The sequence below is a fragment of the Chloroflexus aurantiacus J-10-fl genome (assembly GCF_000018865.1).
Taxonomy (GTDB): Bacteria; Chloroflexota; Chloroflexia; order Chloroflexales; family Chloroflexaceae; genus Chloroflexus; species Chloroflexus aurantiacus.
The window spans coordinates 3,126,305-3,143,831 of the sequence record NC_010175.1; the positions used below are offsets into that span (position 1 = coordinate 3,126,305).

General features: G+C 54.7%; 22 protein-coding genes. 15 read left to right on the plus strand and 7 right to left on the minus strand.

Annotation, left to right across the window (positions count from 1 at the left end):
- Nucleotides 1-2 precede the first annotated feature (2 nt).
- From CAUR_RS12050 to CAUR_RS12105, 11 genes are all read left to right on the plus strand, one after another.
- Nucleotides 3-470: a hypothetical protein gene (locus CAUR_RS12050; protein ID WP_012258160.1), complete on the plus strand. Its 468-nt coding sequence runs from the start codon at nucleotides 3-5 to the stop codon at nucleotides 468-470.
- Nucleotides 445-1,410 carry an RAMP superfamily CRISPR-associated protein gene (locus CAUR_RS12055; protein WP_012258161.1) on the plus strand — a complete coding sequence of 322 codons (966 nt, stop codon included), beginning with the start codon at nucleotides 445-447 and terminating at the stop codon, nucleotides 1,408-1,410. The genes CAUR_RS12050 and CAUR_RS12055 overlap by 26 nt, the downstream gene beginning before the upstream one ends.
- A 328-nt stretch (nucleotides 1,411-1,738) precedes the next feature.
- Nucleotides 1,739-2,260: a PIN domain-containing protein gene (locus tag CAUR_RS12065; RefSeq protein WP_012258163.1), complete on the plus strand. Its 522-nt coding sequence runs from the start codon at nucleotides 1,739-1,741 to the stop codon at nucleotides 2,258-2,260.
- Between the two features lie 2 nt (nucleotides 2,261-2,262).
- Entirely contained in the window at nucleotides 2,263-3,270 is a 1,008-nt protein-coding gene (locus tag CAUR_RS12070; RefSeq protein WP_012258164.1) for a CRISPR-associated protein Csx14, read from the plus strand.
- A 53-nt stretch (nucleotides 3,271-3,323) separates the two neighbouring features.
- A complete protein-coding gene (locus CAUR_RS12075) occupies nucleotides 3,324-4,244 on the plus strand; it encodes a PDDEXK family nuclease (protein WP_012258165.1) in 921 nt (306 codons plus the stop codon).
- Nucleotides 4,245-4,764: 520 nt separating this feature from the next.
- Complete coding sequence (locus CAUR_RS12080; RefSeq protein WP_012258166.1) at nucleotides 4,765-5,412, plus strand: hypothetical protein; 648 nt, start codon at nucleotides 4,765-4,767, stop codon at nucleotides 5,410-5,412.
- Between the two features lie 94 nt (nucleotides 5,413-5,506).
- Complete coding sequence (locus CAUR_RS12085; protein ID WP_012258167.1) at nucleotides 5,507-6,409, plus strand: hypothetical protein; 903 nt, start codon at nucleotides 5,507-5,509, stop codon at nucleotides 6,407-6,409.
- Nucleotides 6,410-6,420: 11 nt separating this feature from the next.
- Complete coding sequence (locus tag CAUR_RS12090; protein WP_012258168.1) at nucleotides 6,421-6,663, plus strand: hypothetical protein; 243 nt, start codon at nucleotides 6,421-6,423, stop codon at nucleotides 6,661-6,663.
- A gap of 12 nt (nucleotides 6,664-6,675) precedes the next feature.
- Nucleotides 6,676-7,293 (plus strand): nicotinate-nucleotide adenylyltransferase, encoded by a 618-nt coding sequence (nadD, locus tag CAUR_RS12095; RefSeq protein ID WP_012258169.1) that lies wholly within the window; start codon nucleotides 6,676-6,678, stop codon nucleotides 7,291-7,293.
- Nucleotides 7,290-8,006: a 16S rRNA (guanine(527)-N(7))-methyltransferase RsmG gene (gene rsmG, locus CAUR_RS12100; RefSeq protein WP_012258170.1), complete on the plus strand. Its 717-nt coding sequence runs from the start codon at nucleotides 7,290-7,292 to the stop codon at nucleotides 8,004-8,006. Before nadD ends, rsmG begins: the two co-directional genes overlap by 4 nt.
- A gap of 1,100 nt (nucleotides 8,007-9,106) precedes the next feature.
- A complete protein-coding gene (locus CAUR_RS12105) occupies nucleotides 9,107-9,769 on the plus strand; it encodes a PspA/IM30 family protein (RefSeq protein WP_012258171.1) in 663 nt (220 codons plus the stop codon).
- Nucleotides 9,770-9,832: 63 nt separating this feature from the next.
- Here the strand turns inward: CAUR_RS12105 and CAUR_RS12110 are convergent, their stop codons facing one another.
- Nucleotides 9,833-10,414 (minus strand): thymidine kinase, encoded by a 582-nt coding sequence (locus CAUR_RS12110; protein WP_012258172.1) that lies wholly within the window; start codon nucleotides 10,412-10,414, stop codon nucleotides 9,833-9,835.
- A 67-nt stretch (nucleotides 10,415-10,481) separates the two neighbouring features.
- On the opposite strand from CAUR_RS12110, the gene CAUR_RS12115 reads away from it, so the two are divergent.
- Nucleotides 10,482-11,204, plus strand: a complete 723-nt coding sequence (locus tag CAUR_RS12115; RefSeq protein ID WP_012258173.1) for an LOG family protein — start codon at nucleotides 10,482-10,484, stop codon at nucleotides 11,202-11,204.
- A complete protein-coding gene (locus CAUR_RS12120) occupies nucleotides 11,192-11,407 on the plus strand; it encodes a hypothetical protein (protein WP_012258174.1) in 216 nt (71 codons plus the stop codon). Before CAUR_RS12115 ends, CAUR_RS12120 begins: the two co-directional genes overlap by 13 nt.
- A 75-nt stretch (nucleotides 11,408-11,482) precedes the next feature.
- On the opposite strand, the gene rfbB is transcribed toward CAUR_RS12120, so the two are convergent.
- From rfbB to CAUR_RS12135, 3 genes are all read right to left on the minus strand, one after another.
- Nucleotides 11,483-12,496 carry a dTDP-glucose 4,6-dehydratase gene (gene rfbB, locus CAUR_RS12125; protein WP_012258175.1) on the minus strand — a complete coding sequence of 338 codons (1,014 nt, stop codon included), beginning with the start codon at nucleotides 12,494-12,496 and terminating at the stop codon, nucleotides 11,483-11,485.
- 125 nt (nucleotides 12,497-12,621) lie between these two features.
- Complete coding sequence (purE, locus tag CAUR_RS12130) at nucleotides 12,622-13,116, minus strand: 5-(carboxyamino)imidazole ribonucleotide mutase (protein ID WP_012258176.1); 495 nt, start codon at nucleotides 13,114-13,116, stop codon at nucleotides 12,622-12,624.
- Nucleotides 13,117-13,166: 50 nt separating this feature from the next.
- On the minus strand, nucleotides 13,167-14,309 hold the full coding sequence (locus tag CAUR_RS12135) for a 5-(carboxyamino)imidazole ribonucleotide synthase (RefSeq protein WP_015909198.1): 1,143 nt from the start codon (nucleotides 14,307-14,309) through the stop codon (nucleotides 13,167-13,169).
- Nucleotides 14,310-14,468: 159 nt separating this feature from the next.
- Between CAUR_RS12135 and CAUR_RS12140 the strand changes: the two genes are divergently transcribed.
- A complete protein-coding gene (locus CAUR_RS12140; RefSeq protein ID WP_015909199.1) occupies nucleotides 14,469-14,663 on the plus strand; it encodes a hypothetical protein in 195 nt (64 codons plus the stop codon).
- A gap of 2 nt (nucleotides 14,664-14,665) precedes the next feature.
- Nucleotides 14,666-15,634 (plus strand): helix-turn-helix transcriptional regulator, encoded by a 969-nt coding sequence (locus tag CAUR_RS12145; RefSeq protein ID WP_012258178.1) that lies wholly within the window; start codon nucleotides 14,666-14,668, stop codon nucleotides 15,632-15,634.
- An 892-nt stretch (nucleotides 15,635-16,526) separates the two neighbouring features.
- Here the strand turns inward: CAUR_RS12145 and rpmE are convergent.
- The 3 genes from rpmE to rplU are packed head-to-tail and all read right to left on the minus strand — an operon-like array spanning nucleotide 16,527 to nucleotide 17,440.
- The gene (gene rpmE, locus CAUR_RS12155; RefSeq protein ID WP_012258179.1) at nucleotides 16,527-16,826 is read right to left on the minus strand and encodes a 50S ribosomal protein L31; all 300 of its coding nucleotides are present in this window, start codon (nucleotides 16,824-16,826) and stop codon (nucleotides 16,527-16,529) included.
- A gap of 12 nt (nucleotides 16,827-16,838) precedes the next feature.
- On the minus strand, nucleotides 16,839-17,114 hold the full coding sequence (gene rpmA / locus CAUR_RS12160; RefSeq protein WP_012258180.1) for a 50S ribosomal protein L27: 276 nt from the start codon (nucleotides 17,112-17,114) through the stop codon (nucleotides 16,839-16,841).
- Nucleotides 17,115-17,128: 14 nt separating this feature from the next.
- On the minus strand, nucleotides 17,129-17,440 hold the full coding sequence (rplU, locus tag CAUR_RS12165; protein ID WP_012258181.1) for a 50S ribosomal protein L21: 312 nt from the start codon (nucleotides 17,438-17,440) through the stop codon (nucleotides 17,129-17,131).
- Nucleotides 17,441-17,527 lie beyond the last annotated feature (87 nt).

A 17,527-nucleotide genomic window follows, 5' to 3' on the forward strand; every position in this document is an offset into this window, starting at 1 on the left:
CTATGAAAGTCTATGCCTATGTGCTGCGGGTCGGACTGGGATACCTGGAAGGCTATGCCCGGTCATTAGGGCAACCTCTCTACCATTGGATTGCTGATGGTGCCTGTCTCACGATGGGTGAAGGAATGCCACAAGATTGGAGAGAGCAGGGTGCGGTTTTCGGTCCGCAAGGGGAACTACGCTGGTGGCGGACAGAAAACAATTATCAGGCACTGCTGCTTACCAGTGATCCCGTGGATGGTCTGGATCCCATCTCTGGCATATGGGAAGCTAAAGAAGGAACATTTTTTCTGCAGAACCTGAATGATCTCCGAGTCAACCCAAACTTTCCGGCCTATCCCCACGGAAGCTCGAATGGACGCTTCAAAGCCATGATCTATTACTGCAACGGCATTGCCACCTTTATCAGCCTTAGAGAACTATTGACAGTGCAAGGAGGATGTGATGGCAAGGCAGAAGGTCTCGGTTGAACCCAAGCCTTTCTTCTGGGTACCACTGGACAAGGAACGACCTCCCCAGAAATATGAACCTCCTACCCATGAAAGCTATAGGGACTGGAGTGGTCGGTTGAAATTAGAGCTAGAGGTGGTATCCGACTATCTCTTCGTGGGTAGTGGTGAGTTTGGTTTATTCACCTTGCAAGGTTGTGAGCGGTCTTACTATGCTTTTGCGCGACGCAATGATCAGTTAATTATTCCGGGAACAGGCATAAAGGGCGCGGTACGCAGCGTGGTGGAGGCTATCTCGAATTCATGCGTGCGACAAATCGCCAAAGGTGAGCGAGTGCCTCAATTGCACGAGGGATGTAAAAACGAGAATTCGCTGTGCCCAGCCTGTCGGTTATTTGGCTCCACTGGTCATCGGGGTCGCGTTCACTTCTCGGATGCGGTGCTGTTGAGTCAGGTTGAACCCACCAAGATAAAGATTGCTGACCTCTGGCCACCGCGTCAGACGAAGGGTCGGAAATTCTATCAGGCGAAGCAATTCCAGCCTTTGGACATGCAACCAAAGAAAAATCATCGCTTCCTGGAGGTAGTACCCAAAGGTACTCGCTTTCAAACTACACTTTACTTTGAAAACACCACTGCTGCGGAGATGGGAATAATGATGCGAGCTATAGGACTGGACGGTGATCAAGGGGATGCGGTCGTGTCAGCCTTTCCTATCAAGCTTGGTGGTGCAAAACCGCGCTGTCTCGGAGCTGTGCGATGGAAATTGGTAGGACTTCATTTAATAACGCCTTCTTCTAACCTGCTAGCTGCTTTATCTACTGGTGGGGAGCAAATGCCCATCTCAGATTCTGTGCGAACGTGGCTGGCGGATCACACGCTGCTGAATGATAAGGCATGGACGAAGTTCCGCGATCAAGCAAGATCCCTGAATGAGCCGTGTCCCAGGGAGGTGTACTGATGGCTGCAGTTGATTACCAGATCCAACTTGCTGAACAGATTGCCGAAGACCTTCCTGAAGTCTCGCGCAACGAGTGGATGCGATAGATGGGTGTCGTCGAAAAGCACGGTCTAGACCGGGCCATCCAGTACGCTGAGCAGCTCTCGCATGATGATACCTTGCGGCCGGCAATCCGGCGAGCCAACAGCTTGATCGCACAGGCAGTCAAATCCCAGCGAAATACCCTGAAACGCCTCCAGATAGAAGAATGTAGTACTGTGCTAGGTTATGTGGCGTGGTGGCTCCGAATCAAGACTCTACGAGGTTCATTGCGGTCGGAGTAGAGAGTATGCGCTTTATTTTTGACACCTCTGTGCTCATTGATTACTTGCGGGATGACAGGCCAGGTGATCAGGAAGTAGCTGCTGATGCTTTTGCACTCGCATCTCAACAGGGTCATACCTTTCTTACGTTAGTCAGCCTAATGGAATTGTACAGTCCGATACTGCAAGAAACGAGTACAGATGGAGTTGAGGAAGAGGAGTCGCTTATGACAAGAACAAGAGGAAAGGAAGCTATTGAACGCGATCTTTCGAGAGTCAAAAAGTTACTTGAAACCTATGGTATCCGACTTATTCATTGTTCAAGGAGGGCGCAAGAGGTTGCTCTTGATATTTTGCGAGATCACCGATCTCCGTTGGGTAAAAATGCTCTAACCGATAGCTTGATCATTGCGAATGGCCTTGTTCGCAGGGCATACCTGGTCACGAGAGATCGTAAGTGGAGTCAGGTTGCACGAGGGCTTCAGCAGAGAAAGCCATGCGCTTTAAGAGTGGTATCTCCGGTAGATCTGATTCAAGGGAGGTTGTAAAAATGTCAAAAAAACTCCTCATCGCCACGCTAGGCACTGCCCCGGCAGTGATCACCGAAGCTATCGAACTGCTAGAAGAGCAGAGTCTTCATCCAGACGGAGTAGTGTTGCTCTACACCGAGGACTATGATGTACTCAGTTCACTGGAATTGCTAATGAAACATCTTCCAGCACACTGTGAAATCAGTTGGATCGTACCGATTTCTGTCGGAACATACCACGATATTGACTCTACCAAGGCGGCAGTGGAGTTCATGCAGATAGCCTGCACTCAGTTGCGCACCTACCGAAACAATCATCGGTTGTTTGTGAGTATCGCCGGCGGGCGGAAAGTAATGTCAGCACTGCTGGCTTTGGCCGTCCAGTTTTATGGTGCCGAGTGTCTATTTCATATCTGGGTACCTCCCTGGTTGGAAGAGGAAGGGGAAATTGGACAACTGCGAGGCCTACAGCCCGAGCAGATCAATGCACGACTTCATCCCCCCCTTGTTAATCGCGATCCTAAAGATCGTCCTCAACTGGTGGATCTACCTTTCATTGCCCTGTTTCCTATGCTTCCCGACATTCGCGAGGCGCTGGCTGGAGGAACACCTATCGATAAAAATGTGAAATCCATGCTCGTTTCTACTGGCCTGTTGACAACAGATGGCACGCCTACACCGCTTGGTGAAAGTGTGGCAGCAATTCTGAACTTGGTAGAGGCCTTGCCCCCAGCACGGCAGATAGAACCCAAAGTTCACATTTCATCTCATCATTACAAAGATCGGATAGAAGGTTTTGCCAAAGAACTGATAGGCTACGCGCCGTTTGTGGTAGAGGTTCGCGGGGAACAATGGGGTCAGGGTGAGCCTGGCGTTAGCGCACAACAACCGCGAGATCTTATTGTCCGTGCACGCCTTGGTACCGACATTCGCTTTCAATTGCGTCTGGTGACCACAGCTACAACAGAAGGTGAACTGGAAGCAGCACGTCGCCACGTGGAACGGTATGTGCAACGGAAGGAAAGATAATTCGTTTTGCCCCAGAGGACTGGCGGCTAAGACTGTCAAAGAGGAGTTTTTCTATGCCTTTAGCATTGATCCTACTGATAGGCGAACAGCCAGCGGCCAATTTGTTACCAACTCGATATCTCCGACCTGATATAGCGGTATTGGTGCACACTGAACGAACCAAAGCAATCGCAGAACGGTTACAGAACGTGCTAGAAGGCGGAAGCATTAACTGTGTTCTACTTAGCGTTGATCCCTATGATCTTCCAGCCATCCGAAACGATCTGCAGCAGTTCATCCAGACAAACTTCAAAGGACACAACACCATCTTCAACCTGACTGGTGGTACCAAAATCATGTCTCTGGCCGCTTTTCAGGTCGTCTCCGAATTTGGCACTCCCTTTGTGTACTTCCAGACTGAAGGTGGTCGTAGTTTGCTCTATCGCTATCGATTTACCGAACAGAAGGACGTGCAACTGCAAGAGCAGAAGGAAATACCGGGTTCCATCACTCTGGACGATTACTTACGCGTCCAGGTTGGGAAATACACCACAGCACAGCCAAGAGACCCGTTTGAGCAACAGATACATCAGACGCTGCGAACTATTCCTGGGTTGGAAATACTCGCCAGTGTCCGACCCCAGAACCAACCGGCTCTGGAGGTAGATTTCCTCATCCGTTTAGACAACCAAATAGGCGTGATCGAAGCCAAAAAAAAGGGAGCCAAGTCTGGCATTGACCAGCTTCAGGCAGTGGCGGAGCAGCGATATTTGGGTACCTACGTTTTCAAATTCCTTGTCTCCGCAGACAAAGTAGACGACAATAACAAGAACCTGGCAGCGGCGTATGGTATTGAGGTGATCGAGTTGACAAGCTTCAAGTTGACCAACGGCAGTCTAAGCAAAGAAGATGAAGATGAGCTTAAGCAGCGAATTATGAATATATTGAAATTGAAGAGGCACGGCTATGGAAACCAGTCATCTCAGCGACCCTGATAGTCATACTCTAGCAGACTGCTGCACTGACTGAATTCCGAACAACCAACAACACCCCATCATTACACCCAGACAATACCTTAATGCTCTGGTCGTAACTACGGCTGAAGAAGGCAGCGCTATGATAGTGGGCAGGGGAAGCCATTGCCATCGCCTCCCCCCCAGTCCCCCTCTTCAGATCGTCCCCGGCAAGTCGCTGAAAGGGATGAAAGTGTCGTCTCGTTTGACGTGTAAAAGTCGTGCTTTCACTCTTGCTATACCACACCCTGAACAGCCACATCATACTGTATCAGGTCATACAACGTGCAACAGCATCGGGGGTGAGCCACACCTCACACACCTACCGACACGTGGATGGTGCCTCACCCCCACACTCGCCCACCACCAATTGTTGAGACAATTTCTCTATTTTCTTGCCAGAAATGATTGACATCTGCCACAACCTGTACTACCATGGGAATACCCTTCTGCCGGGAAGGGGTGCTTTATCTTTCTCTTAGAAAGCGCATGGTTTTGAGCGATGAGCCACCGTTACCGCTGGTTGCTCCTGGCAGGTGTGGTTGTCGCATTGTTAAGTGGTTGTCTTTCGACATTGCCAACGAATATTGATGTGAACGGACCATTACCGGCTACACTGCCACCACTGGCACAAACACTGCGCGCTTCAGCGGTGCCGACGCTGTTGCCGTCGGCGTCAGTTACTGTTGCACCTGTGATGTCATATACCGCAACTGTTGCGCTGATTGTGGCGACGCCGCAACCTCCTACGGTTGTACCGCCAACGCCAACAATTCCTCCAGCACCAACCCTCGTGCTGCCGACGTTACCCTCGCTCTCGCCGGAAGAACGCTGGCGCGCCCAGCAATTGGACCGGCAAATTATTGATCCTCCTCGTTTATACAATACGAAACGAAGTGAACTTTACTGGTACGATCCAGTAAACCAACAAAAAGTTCTCCTTGGTATTGTAAGTGGTGATTTTATGGTACAGGCAACGTTCACATTTCGTGAAGATGGTCAGCCTGCCCTTGAAGTACCGTATGAAGTGAATCGCGGGTATGGCATTACCGCACTCTCTCCCGCTGTGCTCGAACGGATTCGGGCTGCCGGATACTCCGACTGGATTGAGACATTCGTTTTTTTGACTCCAGAGGTGCAACCTAAGTAGTTGGTTGCACCTCTGTTGCAGTGTGGTAGTATAATAGGTTTCGCCTTTGTCGGCATTGTTGGTAATCGTTATTTTTAGTAGCAAGGAAACCGCCGTGAGCAGTCGCTATCTGGAAATGGTGCGCGGACAACGTCGCCGGGGTGGATGGCAGTTCACCTCAAAGTCATTGCTGGCTATTCTTGCGTTCATTGCCATGATAGGCTCTGCCGTCTACTGGTGGGGGGTTCAGAGCCAGTTGACCGGTAATTGGATTATCGCTGCTGCCTATACCGCTATTCTGGTATTGGCACCACCAAGCCTGATGTCGTTCCTGATCCCGTGGTCACCTGGTGGTATGCTCCTCCAGAAGATTAATGCGCGGACCTGGGGATATGTTGCGGTGATGATTGCCGCACTCTACCTTGTCTATTATTCGTTTGAGATTCAGTGGACCTGGTGGGCTTCGCAACCTGTTGTGCAGAGTACCGGTCTGGTCATTCAACAGGTGCTGATTGGCATTATCGGATTCATTATCATCCCCGCCCTGCTCTGGACTCCTGTCACTTCGGAAGAGCTGGTTGAACAGGTGCGTCAGGCCCATCTTGTGCGTCGGTATGAATTACAAACCCAGGCCGATATTGCCATTCTCCGTGCCACGCTGCTCCGCGCCCAAGAGAAGGCGCTCATCGGGTTTGCCAATCTTACGGTGCAGGAACGGGAAGAACTGGCAGCAGTGATGCGCGGTCTGGTTAAAGGGATTGATGCTACGCTCCGTGATATTGGCGAGAGTGTGAAAACGGTGAGCGGGGCAACCATTCCTTTCAACAGTCTTGAAGATAACGAGGACATCAGACAGTATCTCGATTTCGTCGCTGAGACGTTGACCGATAATTCCCTCTTGCCGCGTCGCGCATCCGCTACCGGGCAACACGAATCGGTAACACGCCAGATTTCCCAACGCGACCAGGAAGAGTATTATGAAGATGATCGGCGAACCCGTGCACTCAGGCAACGGTAAGGTGGTCTGGTATGCGCGGCTACCGTTATACAACCGATGACAGGCTTCCTGAACGCGATCTCACTGAGCTTGCCGATGAGCTGGCAATTCAGTTGCATTATGCGCTCGGAGAGCGGGTTTGTCTTTTGCCGCGAAGTGATGTTGCCGAGCTGATCTGGCCGTATATCGATGACCTCCATCCCGATGATCAGAACGATTTGGTCTGGCTCGTCTGGCACCTTTTTCAGGAAGCACGCGAGCTGAGTGAAGAATAAGCTGCGCAAGCCATGACCACTGTTCGCCGCCTGGGGATTTATGGAGGTACGTTCGCCCCAATTCATTTCGGTCATCTCGCCATTGCCGAAGAAGTGCGCTGGGTCTGTGACCTTGATCAGGTTCTGATTATTCCGGCTGCTGCCCAGCCTCTAAAGCCGACCCACAGTGCTGCCCCCCATCACCGGTTGGCGATGGTCAGGCTGGCCTGTGCCGGGAATGCTGCACTGATTCCCTCGCCGCTTGAATTGGAACGACCACCACCCTCGTATACCATCGATACGCTCCGCATTTGTCAGGAGCGCTATGGTGTTGGAGTGCATCTCACCCTTATCGTTGGTGCCGATGCTGCCGGCGACCTGCCCCGCTGGCGCGATCCGGATCAGATTGCCCGTATCGCCCATCTGGCAGTTGTTGAACGGCCCGGGCATCTCTTCGATCCGGCAACCCTGCTTGCTGCCGTGCCCGCTTTCACTGGTCGGATAACGGTCATTAAGGGGCCTCAACTTGCCATCTCAAGCACCGATCTGCGCCACCGCCTTGCCACCGGTCGTCCGGTACGCTACCAGTTGCCAGACGCCGTTCTTGATTACATTACTCGCCATCGCCTGTATCAAGCCGGGGAAGCATGACCAATAGCACTGCCCATCTGCTCAGAAAAACCACCGCTGATTGGGGTCTGTCGCTGAACGATCACCAACTGGCGCAGTTTGAACGCTATCTGGACGAGCTGATGACCTGGAACGAACGCTTTAACCTGACTGCCGTTCGTGACCGGGCTGCGATGGTTCGCCGGCATCTGCTCGACTCGCTCTGGTTGGCCAGGGTCTGGGAAACACCACCGGATAGTTTGATCGATATTGGGAGCGGTGCCGGCTTCCCGGCGCTGCCGCTCAAAATCCTCTATCCTGCGCTGCCGGTTACTCTGGTAGAGGCTACCGGCAAAAAGGCCACGTTTCTGCGTCACGTCATTGATTGCCTTCAGTTGCACAATATTCGAGTGTTAAACGAGCGCATTGAAACCGTCGGCCAAAACCCCACCGAACGCGAACACTATCAGGTGGTGACTGCTCGTGCCGTCGCCGAATTACGGGTGTTGCTCGAATACGCCTTGCCACTCTTGCGCCTCGGCGGGCATCTGCTTGCTCCCAAAGGGCGGCATCCAGAAGTAGAAATTGCTGCTGCCCAGAATGCCCTCGCCCTGCTTGGTGGTGAAGTCAGCGCCTGCCTGCCGGTCGAGATTCCTGATGAAGAGCCACGTAGTCTGGTGATTGTAACCAAAACTGCTCCTACTCCCAACCGCTTCCCCCGCGCCGTTGGCATCCCGGCGCGCCGGCCTTTGTAGAGAGTGATACCCGCCGGCATGAGCTTATGTCGTGCGTACCTCAAACCAACGTCACCCCGCCGCGCCACCTGATCACCATCGTGCGCAAAACCGGTATCACCCTGGGATCGCACACCTTCAGCTCGCTCAGCACCTGGAAGCGCATGCATTGCCGAACCTCGCCAACCCATTGACTCCCGCCCCCAGCGGGGGCGGGCAGGAGTGGGGGCAGAATCCCCTGGGAGCGCACACCTCCAGCTCGCTCAGCACCTGGAAGCGCATGCATTGCCGAACCTCGCCAACCCATTGACTCCCGCCCCCAGCGGGGGCGGGCTGGGGTGGGGGGCAGTATCCCCTGGGATCGCACACCTCCAGCTCGCTCATCACCTGGAAGCGCATGCATTGCCGAACCTCGCCGACCCATTGACTCCCGCCCCCAGCGGGGGCGGGCTGGGGTGGGGGGCAGAATCCCCTGGGAGCGCGCGCCTCCGGCGCGCTCTGCACCTGAACCGGCACGTGCCAGCGGGTGCCATTCGGTGCCGCTGGTTCCCATCCCCAGCGGGGTCAGGCTGTGATAGGGGCGTGTCGCATCACTGAGATCAGCGCCAGCGCGACCCGCTTGCTCCCTATCACCCTTGCGCTGCATTTGCGTGCGGACAGTCTATCAAATCTGTTTTAACGAAGCCATCGCTCGTCACGGAGGCTGACTGCCAGGCTGAACAGCACGACGTTGCACGCAACACCGGATGGCGTAACCGCATGCACGATGTGGACAGCAGCCAGTTCCTGTAGACGGGCTACGTCACGCCTCACAGGAGCAATTCCGGGGTATACCCATTCTCTGCGTCCTCCGTGTCTTTGTGGTGATAAAGGTAGCAACTTGGGTTATCCAGGATTTGACCCCTCTCGCCGGTTTGGTGTGCGGAAGCCGTGCTGTATCTCTCCCTCATGGCCTCCAGCCAGTCGGTAGCACGTTGCAACTTATCTGCCTTTTGACTCGTACAGATCATAGGGTTGTAGAAGCGGGATCGGCGTGCTACAATGCAGGCAGCATCTCATCTCCGGACACGTATCTCTACAGCCAGGGTCTGTTTCATGTCGCAACCAAAGGAGGAGCGTCCATGTCCATTCTCGGTCGAATTAAAGATCTGATCAGTGCCAACATTAACGCCATGCTCGACAAAGCGGAGGATCCGGAGAAGATGGCGAACGAGTACCTGCGCCAGTTAACGAACGAGCTATACGAGGCGCGAACGGGGGTTGCTCAGGCGATGGCTGATGAAACCCGCCTTGAACAGCGGCGTATTGCTGCCGAGGGTGAGGCCGAGCAGTGGCAAATTAAGGCCGAGCGTGCGTTACGTGCTGGTGACGAAGCGTTAGCGAAAGCCGCATTGGCGCGTAAGGTGCAGGCGCAGAAACTGGCTGAGCAATACCGTGCCCAGGAAAAGGCTCAGGAAGAGCAGGTGGAAGCTCTCCAGCAGGCATTGATTGACCTCGAAACCCGGATCGCTGAGGTTAAAGCACGCAAAGAGCTGATTATCGCCAAAAAGAACCGTGCTCAGACCCAAGAGGCACTTCAGCGCACGGCGGCTTCGATTGGTCGGGTCAGTGCCCTTGATAAGCTCGATCAGCTCGAAGAAAAGGTGGATGACCGCCTGGCCCGCGCCGAAGCAATGGCGAAACTGGAAGGGGACTCGCTCGAAGCACGCTTCCGTGATCTGGAAAAAGAGACCGAGGTGGATAGCGAGCTGGCTGAGCTGAAGCGTAAACTCGGCTTGAGCTGATTGACATTCGTCTCCAATGCACCTGGTGATGGGGCGGGCTGATGCTCGCCCCATTGCTACAGCTTATACCGCTGGCTCGTAACAGGTCCGGCAGCGCGCTTCGTACATGTCAAGCCCTCCCACCACAATGGTGGGCGCATCGGCGGGTGCCGGTTTGCCGTCAATTAATCGTTGTGACCGGGTTGCGTAGGCGCCACACTTCACACAAATGGCGTATAGCTTGTCTACCTGCTCGGCGAGCGCCAGCAGATGCATCATGGCCGGAAATGGCTCGGCGCGATAATTTAGATCAAGGCCGGCTACAATCACTCGCACACCGCGATTGGCCAGCCATTGACACCCACGTACCATTTCGGCCGGATCATCATCAAAGAGGTGCAATTCATCAATGGCCACAACCTGGGCATCCTCGGCATGGGCCAGAATGTCCTTCATGGTCGCCACTGTGATTGCCTCGAGCCGGCTCCCGCTATGGCTCGCCACCTGCCCTTCGGCATAGCGCGTATCCATACGCGGTGTGAAGATGCGGTACGACTGGCGGGCAATCCGTACCTGACGCATTCGCCGAATGAGTTCCTCGGTCTTCCCGCTGTACATACAGCCGCAAATCACCTCGATGCGGCCACCATCGCTTGGGCGAGTCATCACTCCTCCTGAATTTGTAGTATCCTATGGGCAGTGTTGCCCATCAATTTGCGGAGTATACCATACCATGTCACGACAGACAGAAGACGAACGATTGTTGCATACCGATCCCTATCGGCAGGTTCACGACTTTACCCATACGGATACCTGGCGGGTATTGCGCATTATGGGTGAATTTGTCGAGGGTTTCGAGAATATGGCCGGCCTGGGGCCTGCCGTCTCGATCTTTGGCTCGGCCCGCATTCCACCGGCATCGCCAATCTACGCTGCGGCTACCGAAACGGCCCGCCTGCTGGCCCAGGCCGGGTTTACGATCATTACCGGTGGTGGCCCCGGTCTGATGGAAGCGGCGAATAAGGGCGCGCGTGCCGGTGGTGGCCGCTCGGTTGGGTGTACGATTGAATTGCCATTTGAAACCGGCGCCAATCCTTTTGTTGATCTCGAAGTGCGTTTTCGCTATTTCTTCATTCGCAAAATCATGTTTGTTAAGTATGCCCAGGCATTTGTGATCTTTCCCGGTGGTTTTGGTACCCTTGACGAGTTGTTTGAAGCGTTAACGCTCATTCAAACCGGAAAAATTCACGACTTTCCGGTTATTCTGTACGGCTCCGATTTCTGGCAGGGGATGCTTGATTGGGCACGCAATACCCTGCTTGCCCATGGCACGATTGCCCAAACTGATATTGATCGGTTACTGATCTGCGATGACCCTCAACAGATTTGTGCGCATGTTGTGCAGTCGTACCAGCATCGACACGGTAAGCGAGGAACTGAACCGTGGACACACTAATCTGGCCGGCCAGTGCTGAGCTGTGTGCGCTGTTGCTTCGCTACTATCGGGGGGAAGCGGGGCTATGGGGCGAGATTATGGCCTGTGTTGATCAAGAACTGGCCCGCCGGCAATTGCCGCCGGTGCCGCGCCATGTTCGTTTCCGACGCACCGCCGACGGCTATCTGGTAGAGGTGAGATCGGCTGACGGATTCCAGGTTTGATGCAAATCTGCTTAATAATACAGGGGCGGCCAATCGGTCGCCCCTGGGATTGGCTGTAACCTCACCGCCGGTATGCTACCCCCGTTCGACATACTGGCGGCGGTAGTATTCCAGATACTCCCCCGATTTAATCGGTCGCCACCAGGCTTCGTTCTCAACGAACCAGCGCACCGTCTTTTCAAGTGCTTCGTCGAAGGTATGGCGTGAACGCCAGCCTAACGCGCGTAATTTGGAGCAATCGAGCGCATAGCGCCGATCATGACCGGCCCGGTCGGTGACGTGTTGAATAAGACTGTAGGGCTTGCCGAGAATATCGAGAATCTTGCGGGCCATTTCGATATTGGGCGTTTCGACCTCGGTACCCACATTGTATACTTCCCCAATCTGACCCTTGTGCAGCACAAGATCAATCGCTTCGCAATGGTCGAGGACGTATTGATAATCGCGCACTTGCAGGCCATCGCCATAGATCGGCAGGGGCAGATTGTCAATCGCGTTGGTGGTGAAGAGTGGTACCGCCTTTTCCGGGTAGTGGTACGGCCCAATATTGTTCGAGCCGCGTGTAATCGTCATTGGTACGCCATAGGTGATGTAGTAGGCGTACACCAGATGCTCGGCACCGGCTTTGCTGGCCGAATAGGGGCTGCGCGGTTCGAGCGGATCACCCTCGCGTGACCGGCGCGGTGCCGGAATAGCGCCGTACACCTCGTCAGTACTGATCTGGTGAAATCGCTCAAGCTGAAACTCGCGGGCCACTTCGAGTAAGGCCCAGGTGCCGTTGACGTTCGTGCGCACGACGGCATCAGGGGCCATGATCGACCGATCAACGTGCGTTTCGGCGGCAAAGTTGACGATGGTGTCGATGTTGTACGAACGTACAGCCTGCCGTACTGCATCAATATCACAAATATCGCCCTGCACAAAGGCAAAGCGTGGATCATTGGCAACCGGGGCCAGGTTAGCCAGATTACCGGCATACGTCAGCTTGTCGTACACCACAATCCGGTAATCATCATATTTGCCAAGCATATAGTGGACAAAGTTACTGCCAATGAAGCCGGCTCCGCCGGTAACGAGCAGATTCCGCATAGGACGGCCTGTTCCTTTCATATACCAGAATGATGACCTGCAACATCCTGCGAGCGTTCGGTATACCCGCAATTGGGTTATAGCATACCGGATGCGCAGCACGATGACAACAACAGGCCATCATATTACATTTCAGTAAAGATGCGGTTCTTGGCCCGCGACTCAGCGGCCATGCGCTCTTTGTACGCCTGTACGCGCGCCAGGAGTTCTGGATCGGCACTCGCCAGAATCTGGACGGCCAGCAAACCGGCGTTGCGACCGTTCCCAATCGCGACTGTGGCTACCGGCACTCCCGCCGGCATCTGCACAATCGAGAGTAACGAGTCGAGACCGTTGAGGGCCTTGCTGGGGACAGGTACCCCGATCACGGGCAAAGGTGAGTGCGCCGCAATCATGCCGGGTAAATGGGCCGCTCCGCCGGCACCGGCAATGATCACCCGAATACCGCGTTGATGGGCTGTCATGCCATATTCGGCCATATCGAGCGGGGTGCGATGGGCCGAGACAACCCGTGCTTCGTAGGGAATGGCGAATTCGCGACAGACATCAATTGCGCCCTGCATGGTTGGCAGGTCGCTGTCGCTGCCCATAATAATGCCTACTAATGGATGATCTGTCATCGCTCGTTCCTTATCCGCGAGAAATGCTGTATCTGGCCCAGAACGATTAATCATTGCTGCCCGTCCGGCATCGCCACTAGCGCCGCCGCCTGACGGGCAATGGCTTCTGCTTCAGCCAGTGTTGACCCAAGCGCAGTGACGTGCCCCATCTTACGTCCGATGCGCTCCTCGCGCTTTCCATAAAAGTGCATATGGGCACCGGGTACGGCCAACGCTGCGGTGATCGCCGTTGGGGTGATCGGCCCATTACGACGGCCAAGCAGGTTGACCATCACCGCTGCCGGTGAGCGGAGTGCGGTTGCTCCCAACGGCCATCCGGCAACAGCACGCAGGTGGTTCTCAAATTGCGAGGTTACGCACGCTTCAATCGTGTAGTGACCAGAGTTGTGGGGACGGGGCGCTAATTCATTGATCAGCACCTGACCATCGGCCAGGGCAAACAACTCAACCCCAAAAATACCCACTCCATCAACAGCCTGAATAGCCGCTACAGCCAGATCGGTCGCCTGTGCGGCCAGCTTTGCCTCAATCGGGGCCGGTGCCCGGACAATGTGACAAATGTGGTTTTGCTGCACCGTCTCTACCACAGGATAGGACGCGATGGTGCCATCACGTCCACGCACCACCATCACTGCCAGTTCACACGTAAAAGGTACCCACGCCTCCACCAGCAACGGACTACCACCGCGGGTAAGCCGTTCCCAGGCCGGCAGCACATCTTCTGCCGTGCGGAGCGTCGCATTGCCATAGCCATCATACCCGTTACGACGTGTCTTGAGCACGAGTGGCCAGCCGAACGCCTGGGCCGCAGTGAGGACGTCATCCGGGGTCGCAACAGAACGAAACGGTGGTACGGCCAGGCCGGCAGCGGCCAGCCGTTCTTTCTGCCACAATTTGTCCTGCACCACTGCTACAGTTGCCGGTGCCGGCCAGACCGGTACCCCCTGAGCGACGACCCGTTCGAGCAGGCCGGCATCGATAAACTCATTTTCCAGCGTCACAATATCGCACTGATGGGCAAACGTAGTCAGTACCGTCTCATCCTCCCAGGGGCCAACGATGGCGTGTTGGGTATAGCGCGCAGCGGGACTATCCGCAACCCGTTCGCAGATCACGATCTCAATCCCCAGTGAAATTGCCGCCTGGGTCAACATCTGGGCCAGTTGTCCACCACCAAAGATTCCAATACGCATATAGTTATTGAGCAATAAAGCCTCGTTTGAGTCTGAACCGTCATGAATCTACGTCGGGTATAGTACCCTCAGAAGAGCGGATGTGCAAGCTGCCGGTAACAACACAACTTCCGTTATAATACGACAGGAACACTAAACCAGATCAAGGAGTTTTGTCGTATGTCGATCTCTTCGCGTAGCAATCGTCGTCGATCAAATCAGCGTCCTGGCCCGGTACGACGCCCGGTTGCGCGTTCGATTGAGCCGCCTGATTACAGCCGTGAGTATGCCGATGTACGCCGTGATCTGTTTTGGATCACCGTGTGGGGCGGACTACTCATAATTGGGATGATAGTCGCTTCATTTGTATTGTAGATATGTCCGAGACCAATGATCGTGTGCGGAGCAAAGCTGCTCGTCTCCGCCGCATTGAACACCAGCTCTACAACGCCCCCGATGGGCTGAGTGTGGTTGACCTGGCTCGACTATGTGGTGTCAATCGGCGCACCATCTATCGCGATCTCGACATTCTGAGCGAGAGTGGTGCGCCGATCTGGCAGCACAACGGCAAGTACGGGATCGACCGCAATGCCTATCTGGCAACGATCCGTCTAAACCTCAATGAAGCCGTTGCGCTGTTCTTTGCTGCTCGCCTCCTGAGCCATCACAGCGACGAACACAATCCCCATATTGTCTCGGCCCTCGATCAACTGGCCGCCGGTCTCCCTGATCAGACGATTGCCGGTCATATCGCCCGCCTCGCCAATCTTGTTCGCGAACGGCCACCCAGTCCGCGTTACGTCGAAATCCTCGAACGACTGACCCGAGCCTGGGCAGATCGGCGCATGGTGCGGATCCGCTATCGAGCGCCTAACCGACCGGCAACCGAACGTGATATTGCCCCTTATTTTCTTGAAGTTGTGCGCATGACACCGGGCCTGTACGTCATCGGCTATGATCGTCTCCGTGATGATGTGCGCACCTTCAAGGTTGAGCGCATCGAACACGCTGAGTTACTCGACGAGCATTACCACATTCCTGAAGGCTTCGATCCATACGACCATCTGGCGCGGGCATGGGCCGTTATGAGCGAAGCCGAAGTCACGATTCATCTGCGTTTCACCCCTCAGGTTGCACCCCGCATTCGCGAAAATCGCTGGCACCATAGCCAGCAGCTCATCGACAATGCTGATGGCGGTTGCGATCTTCACCTCACTGTCGGCGGTATTCGCGAGATTTTGAGTTGGGTCTTGAGCTGGGGCGCCGATGTTGAGGTATTGGCGCCAGAAGAATTGCGTAACGAAGTGATCAACCACGCTCGCCAGATGCTGGCGCGCTATGTGTGATCTGGCGGTCCAGGTCGAAGAGTCTAGAACTTATTTCATAAAAAGCTGTACTATCGCACTCTAATAACCATCTCCAGTGCCATCACGCGCTGAATTGGTTGCCTTGCTCTCCCATCACCCGCGTGGTGCGTCGTTTGGAGTGCGGCAGCCATGCTGCCGCGCCAGCCGTGCTTACGATCCAGTACGTGGTACGTCGTTGACCTGGCTGGTCACGCCGATGCGGTGTACCTGTCACGATCCTGGAGTCGGTCGGTAGAATGAGATAACTTCTGGTAGATGTTTTTTGAAACAAGTTCTACCGGCGCTGACGCTGCATTCCCTCTGCGAGCGAACTGCGCGGGCATAGAAGCTGAGCCGTACATCCACGGAACAATGACCGGATGGCCTGAACGTATTTCATAACCCAGGTTGCTATCTTTGTCACCACAGAGAGACGGAGGACGTAGAGGCCGGGGATAACCCGGGTTGCTACCGTGCGCGTAGCACGTCTATGGGAACTGGCTACTCCCCACATCGTGCATGCGGTTACGCCACACGGTGTTGCGTGTAACGTCGTGCTGTTCATCCTGACAGTCAGCCTCCATGGCCTGCTCACCGCATAGGTAGCAACTTAAGTTATTTCATAAAGCTGTGCTGTCGCGCTACCGGATTGTCGGACAGGCTCATGAACGCTTGCCAATCATCAAAGCATATCCTGCTCCCAGCCCGCCGGTATAGAAGAGAGCAGCGCTGGTGACCATTTACGGTGAGAAGGTTGGGCCAAACTGACGACCCAAACCGGTGACGGTGCCTGTGCTGATGCACCATTCTTCTGGAAGTACAAGTCACCGTGAACGAAAACGAAAAAGGTCGGCGAAAAGCCGACCTTACCGAACGCAAGCGAACCGATAGCCTACTCGGCATCTTCACCATAAATCTCTTTAAGCAGGCTCTTCTTTTCCGGCTGAGTACGAGCTGCCCGCCGGCTCTCGCGCTCATTCTGGCGTTCTTGCGCCACATTCAACCGCCGCATAAAGCGGTCAACCTGGCCGGCAGTATCGACAATCCGCTGCTCGCCGGTGTAGAACGGATGGCAATTGGCGCAAATCTCAACTCGCAGATTGGGACGAGTGGAACCAATCTTCCAGACCGTCCCACAGGTTCCGCACACAATGCCATCAGTGTAATACTTGGGATGAATACCCTGTTTCACGACACGTCCTCTCTAATGAGCCGTTTCTGCGGCAGTAACTGGGATCACGCTCACCATCTTCTGGGTGCGTGAATAGTGGCCGAACTGCACGACGCCATCAACAAGCGCGTACAGAGTCCAGTCACGACCTACCCCAACATTCTCACCCGGCTTAATTTTGGTGCCACACTGGCGGACGATAATGTTTCCGGCGCGAACATGCTCGCCGCCAAAGCGCTTGACACCGCGCATTTTTGGATTGCTATCGCGTCCGTTACGCGAGCTACCTACACCTTTTTTGTGGGCCATCGTTCAAGCTCCTCTCAGGCGACGATCTCGCTAATCCGAATTTTAGTGTAGCGCTGGCGATGACCGGTGCGCCGGCGATAGCGGGTCTTGTTGCGGTAGCGGAAGACAACGATCTTATCGCCCTTCTGCTCTCCCAATACTTCTGCCCGCACCACAGCACCTTCGACCAGCGGCGAGCCGACCTTGACCTGTTCCGCGTCGCCCACCAAAAGCACCTCCCCCAGCTCGATCTGGCTACCCGGTTCGGCGCTGATCAGGTCGATGGTCAGGACTTGGCCCGGCTCGACACGGTATTGCATGCCTCGGTCACGAATAATTGCATACACGGTCTTCTTCTCCTTGGGGCGACGCTATCCTAGCGTCGAGACAACATGAAAACAGAGCGGTTGCACCGCCCTTTGCCTTGCGTAGTA

Excerpts from the sequence above, each read along its gene's own strand:
- CAUR_RS12050 (WP_012258160.1), top strand. The coding sequence starts at position 3 with ATGAAAGTCTATGCCTATGTGCTGCGGGTCGGACTGGGATACCTGGAA.
- CAUR_RS12055 (WP_012258161.1), top strand. The coding sequence starts at position 445 with ATGGCAAGGCAGAAGGTCTCGGTTGAACCCAAGCCTTTCTTCTGGGTA.
- CAUR_RS12065 (WP_012258163.1), top strand. The coding sequence starts at position 1,739 with ATGCGCTTTATTTTTGACACCTCTGTGCTCATTGATTACTTGCGGGAT.
- CAUR_RS12070 (WP_012258164.1), top strand. The coding sequence starts at position 2,263 with ATGTCAAAAAAACTCCTCATCGCCACGCTAGGCACTGCCCCGGCAGTG.
- CAUR_RS12075 (WP_012258165.1), top strand. The coding sequence starts at position 3,324 with ATGCCTTTAGCATTGATCCTACTGATAGGCGAACAGCCAGCGGCCAAT.
- CAUR_RS12080 (WP_012258166.1), top strand. The coding sequence starts at position 4,765 with ATGAGCCACCGTTACCGCTGGTTGCTCCTGGCAGGTGTGGTTGTCGCA.
- CAUR_RS12090 (WP_012258168.1), top strand. The coding sequence starts at position 6,421 with ATGCGCGGCTACCGTTATACAACCGATGACAGGCTTCCTGAACGCGAT.
- nadD (WP_012258169.1), top strand. The coding sequence starts at position 6,676 with ATGACCACTGTTCGCCGCCTGGGGATTTATGGAGGTACGTTCGCCCCA.
- rsmG (WP_012258170.1), top strand. The coding sequence starts at position 7,290 with ATGACCAATAGCACTGCCCATCTGCTCAGAAAAACCACCGCTGATTGG.
- CAUR_RS12105 (WP_012258171.1), top strand. The coding sequence starts at position 9,107 with ATGTCCATTCTCGGTCGAATTAAAGATCTGATCAGTGCCAACATTAAC.
- CAUR_RS12110 (WP_012258172.1), bottom strand. The coding sequence starts at position 10,414 with ATGACTCGCCCAAGCGATGGTGGCCGCATCGAGGTGATTTGCGGCTGT.
- CAUR_RS12115 (WP_012258173.1), top strand. The coding sequence starts at position 10,482 with ATGTCACGACAGACAGAAGACGAACGATTGTTGCATACCGATCCCTAT.
- rfbB (WP_012258175.1), bottom strand. The coding sequence starts at position 12,496 with ATGCGGAATCTGCTCGTTACCGGCGGAGCCGGCTTCATTGGCAGTAAC.
- purE (WP_012258176.1), bottom strand. The coding sequence starts at position 13,116 with ATGACAGATCATCCATTAGTAGGCATTATTATGGGCAGCGACAGCGAC.
- CAUR_RS12135 (WP_015909198.1), bottom strand. The coding sequence starts at position 14,309 with ATGCGTATTGGAATCTTTGGTGGTGGACAACTGGCCCAGATGTTGACC.
- CAUR_RS12140 (WP_015909199.1), top strand. The coding sequence starts at position 14,469 with ATGTCGATCTCTTCGCGTAGCAATCGTCGTCGATCAAATCAGCGTCCT.
- CAUR_RS12145 (WP_012258178.1), top strand. The coding sequence starts at position 14,666 with ATGTCCGAGACCAATGATCGTGTGCGGAGCAAAGCTGCTCGTCTCCGC.
- rpmA (WP_012258180.1), bottom strand. The coding sequence starts at position 17,114 with ATGGCCCACAAAAAAGGTGTAGGTAGCTCGCGTAACGGACGCGATAGC.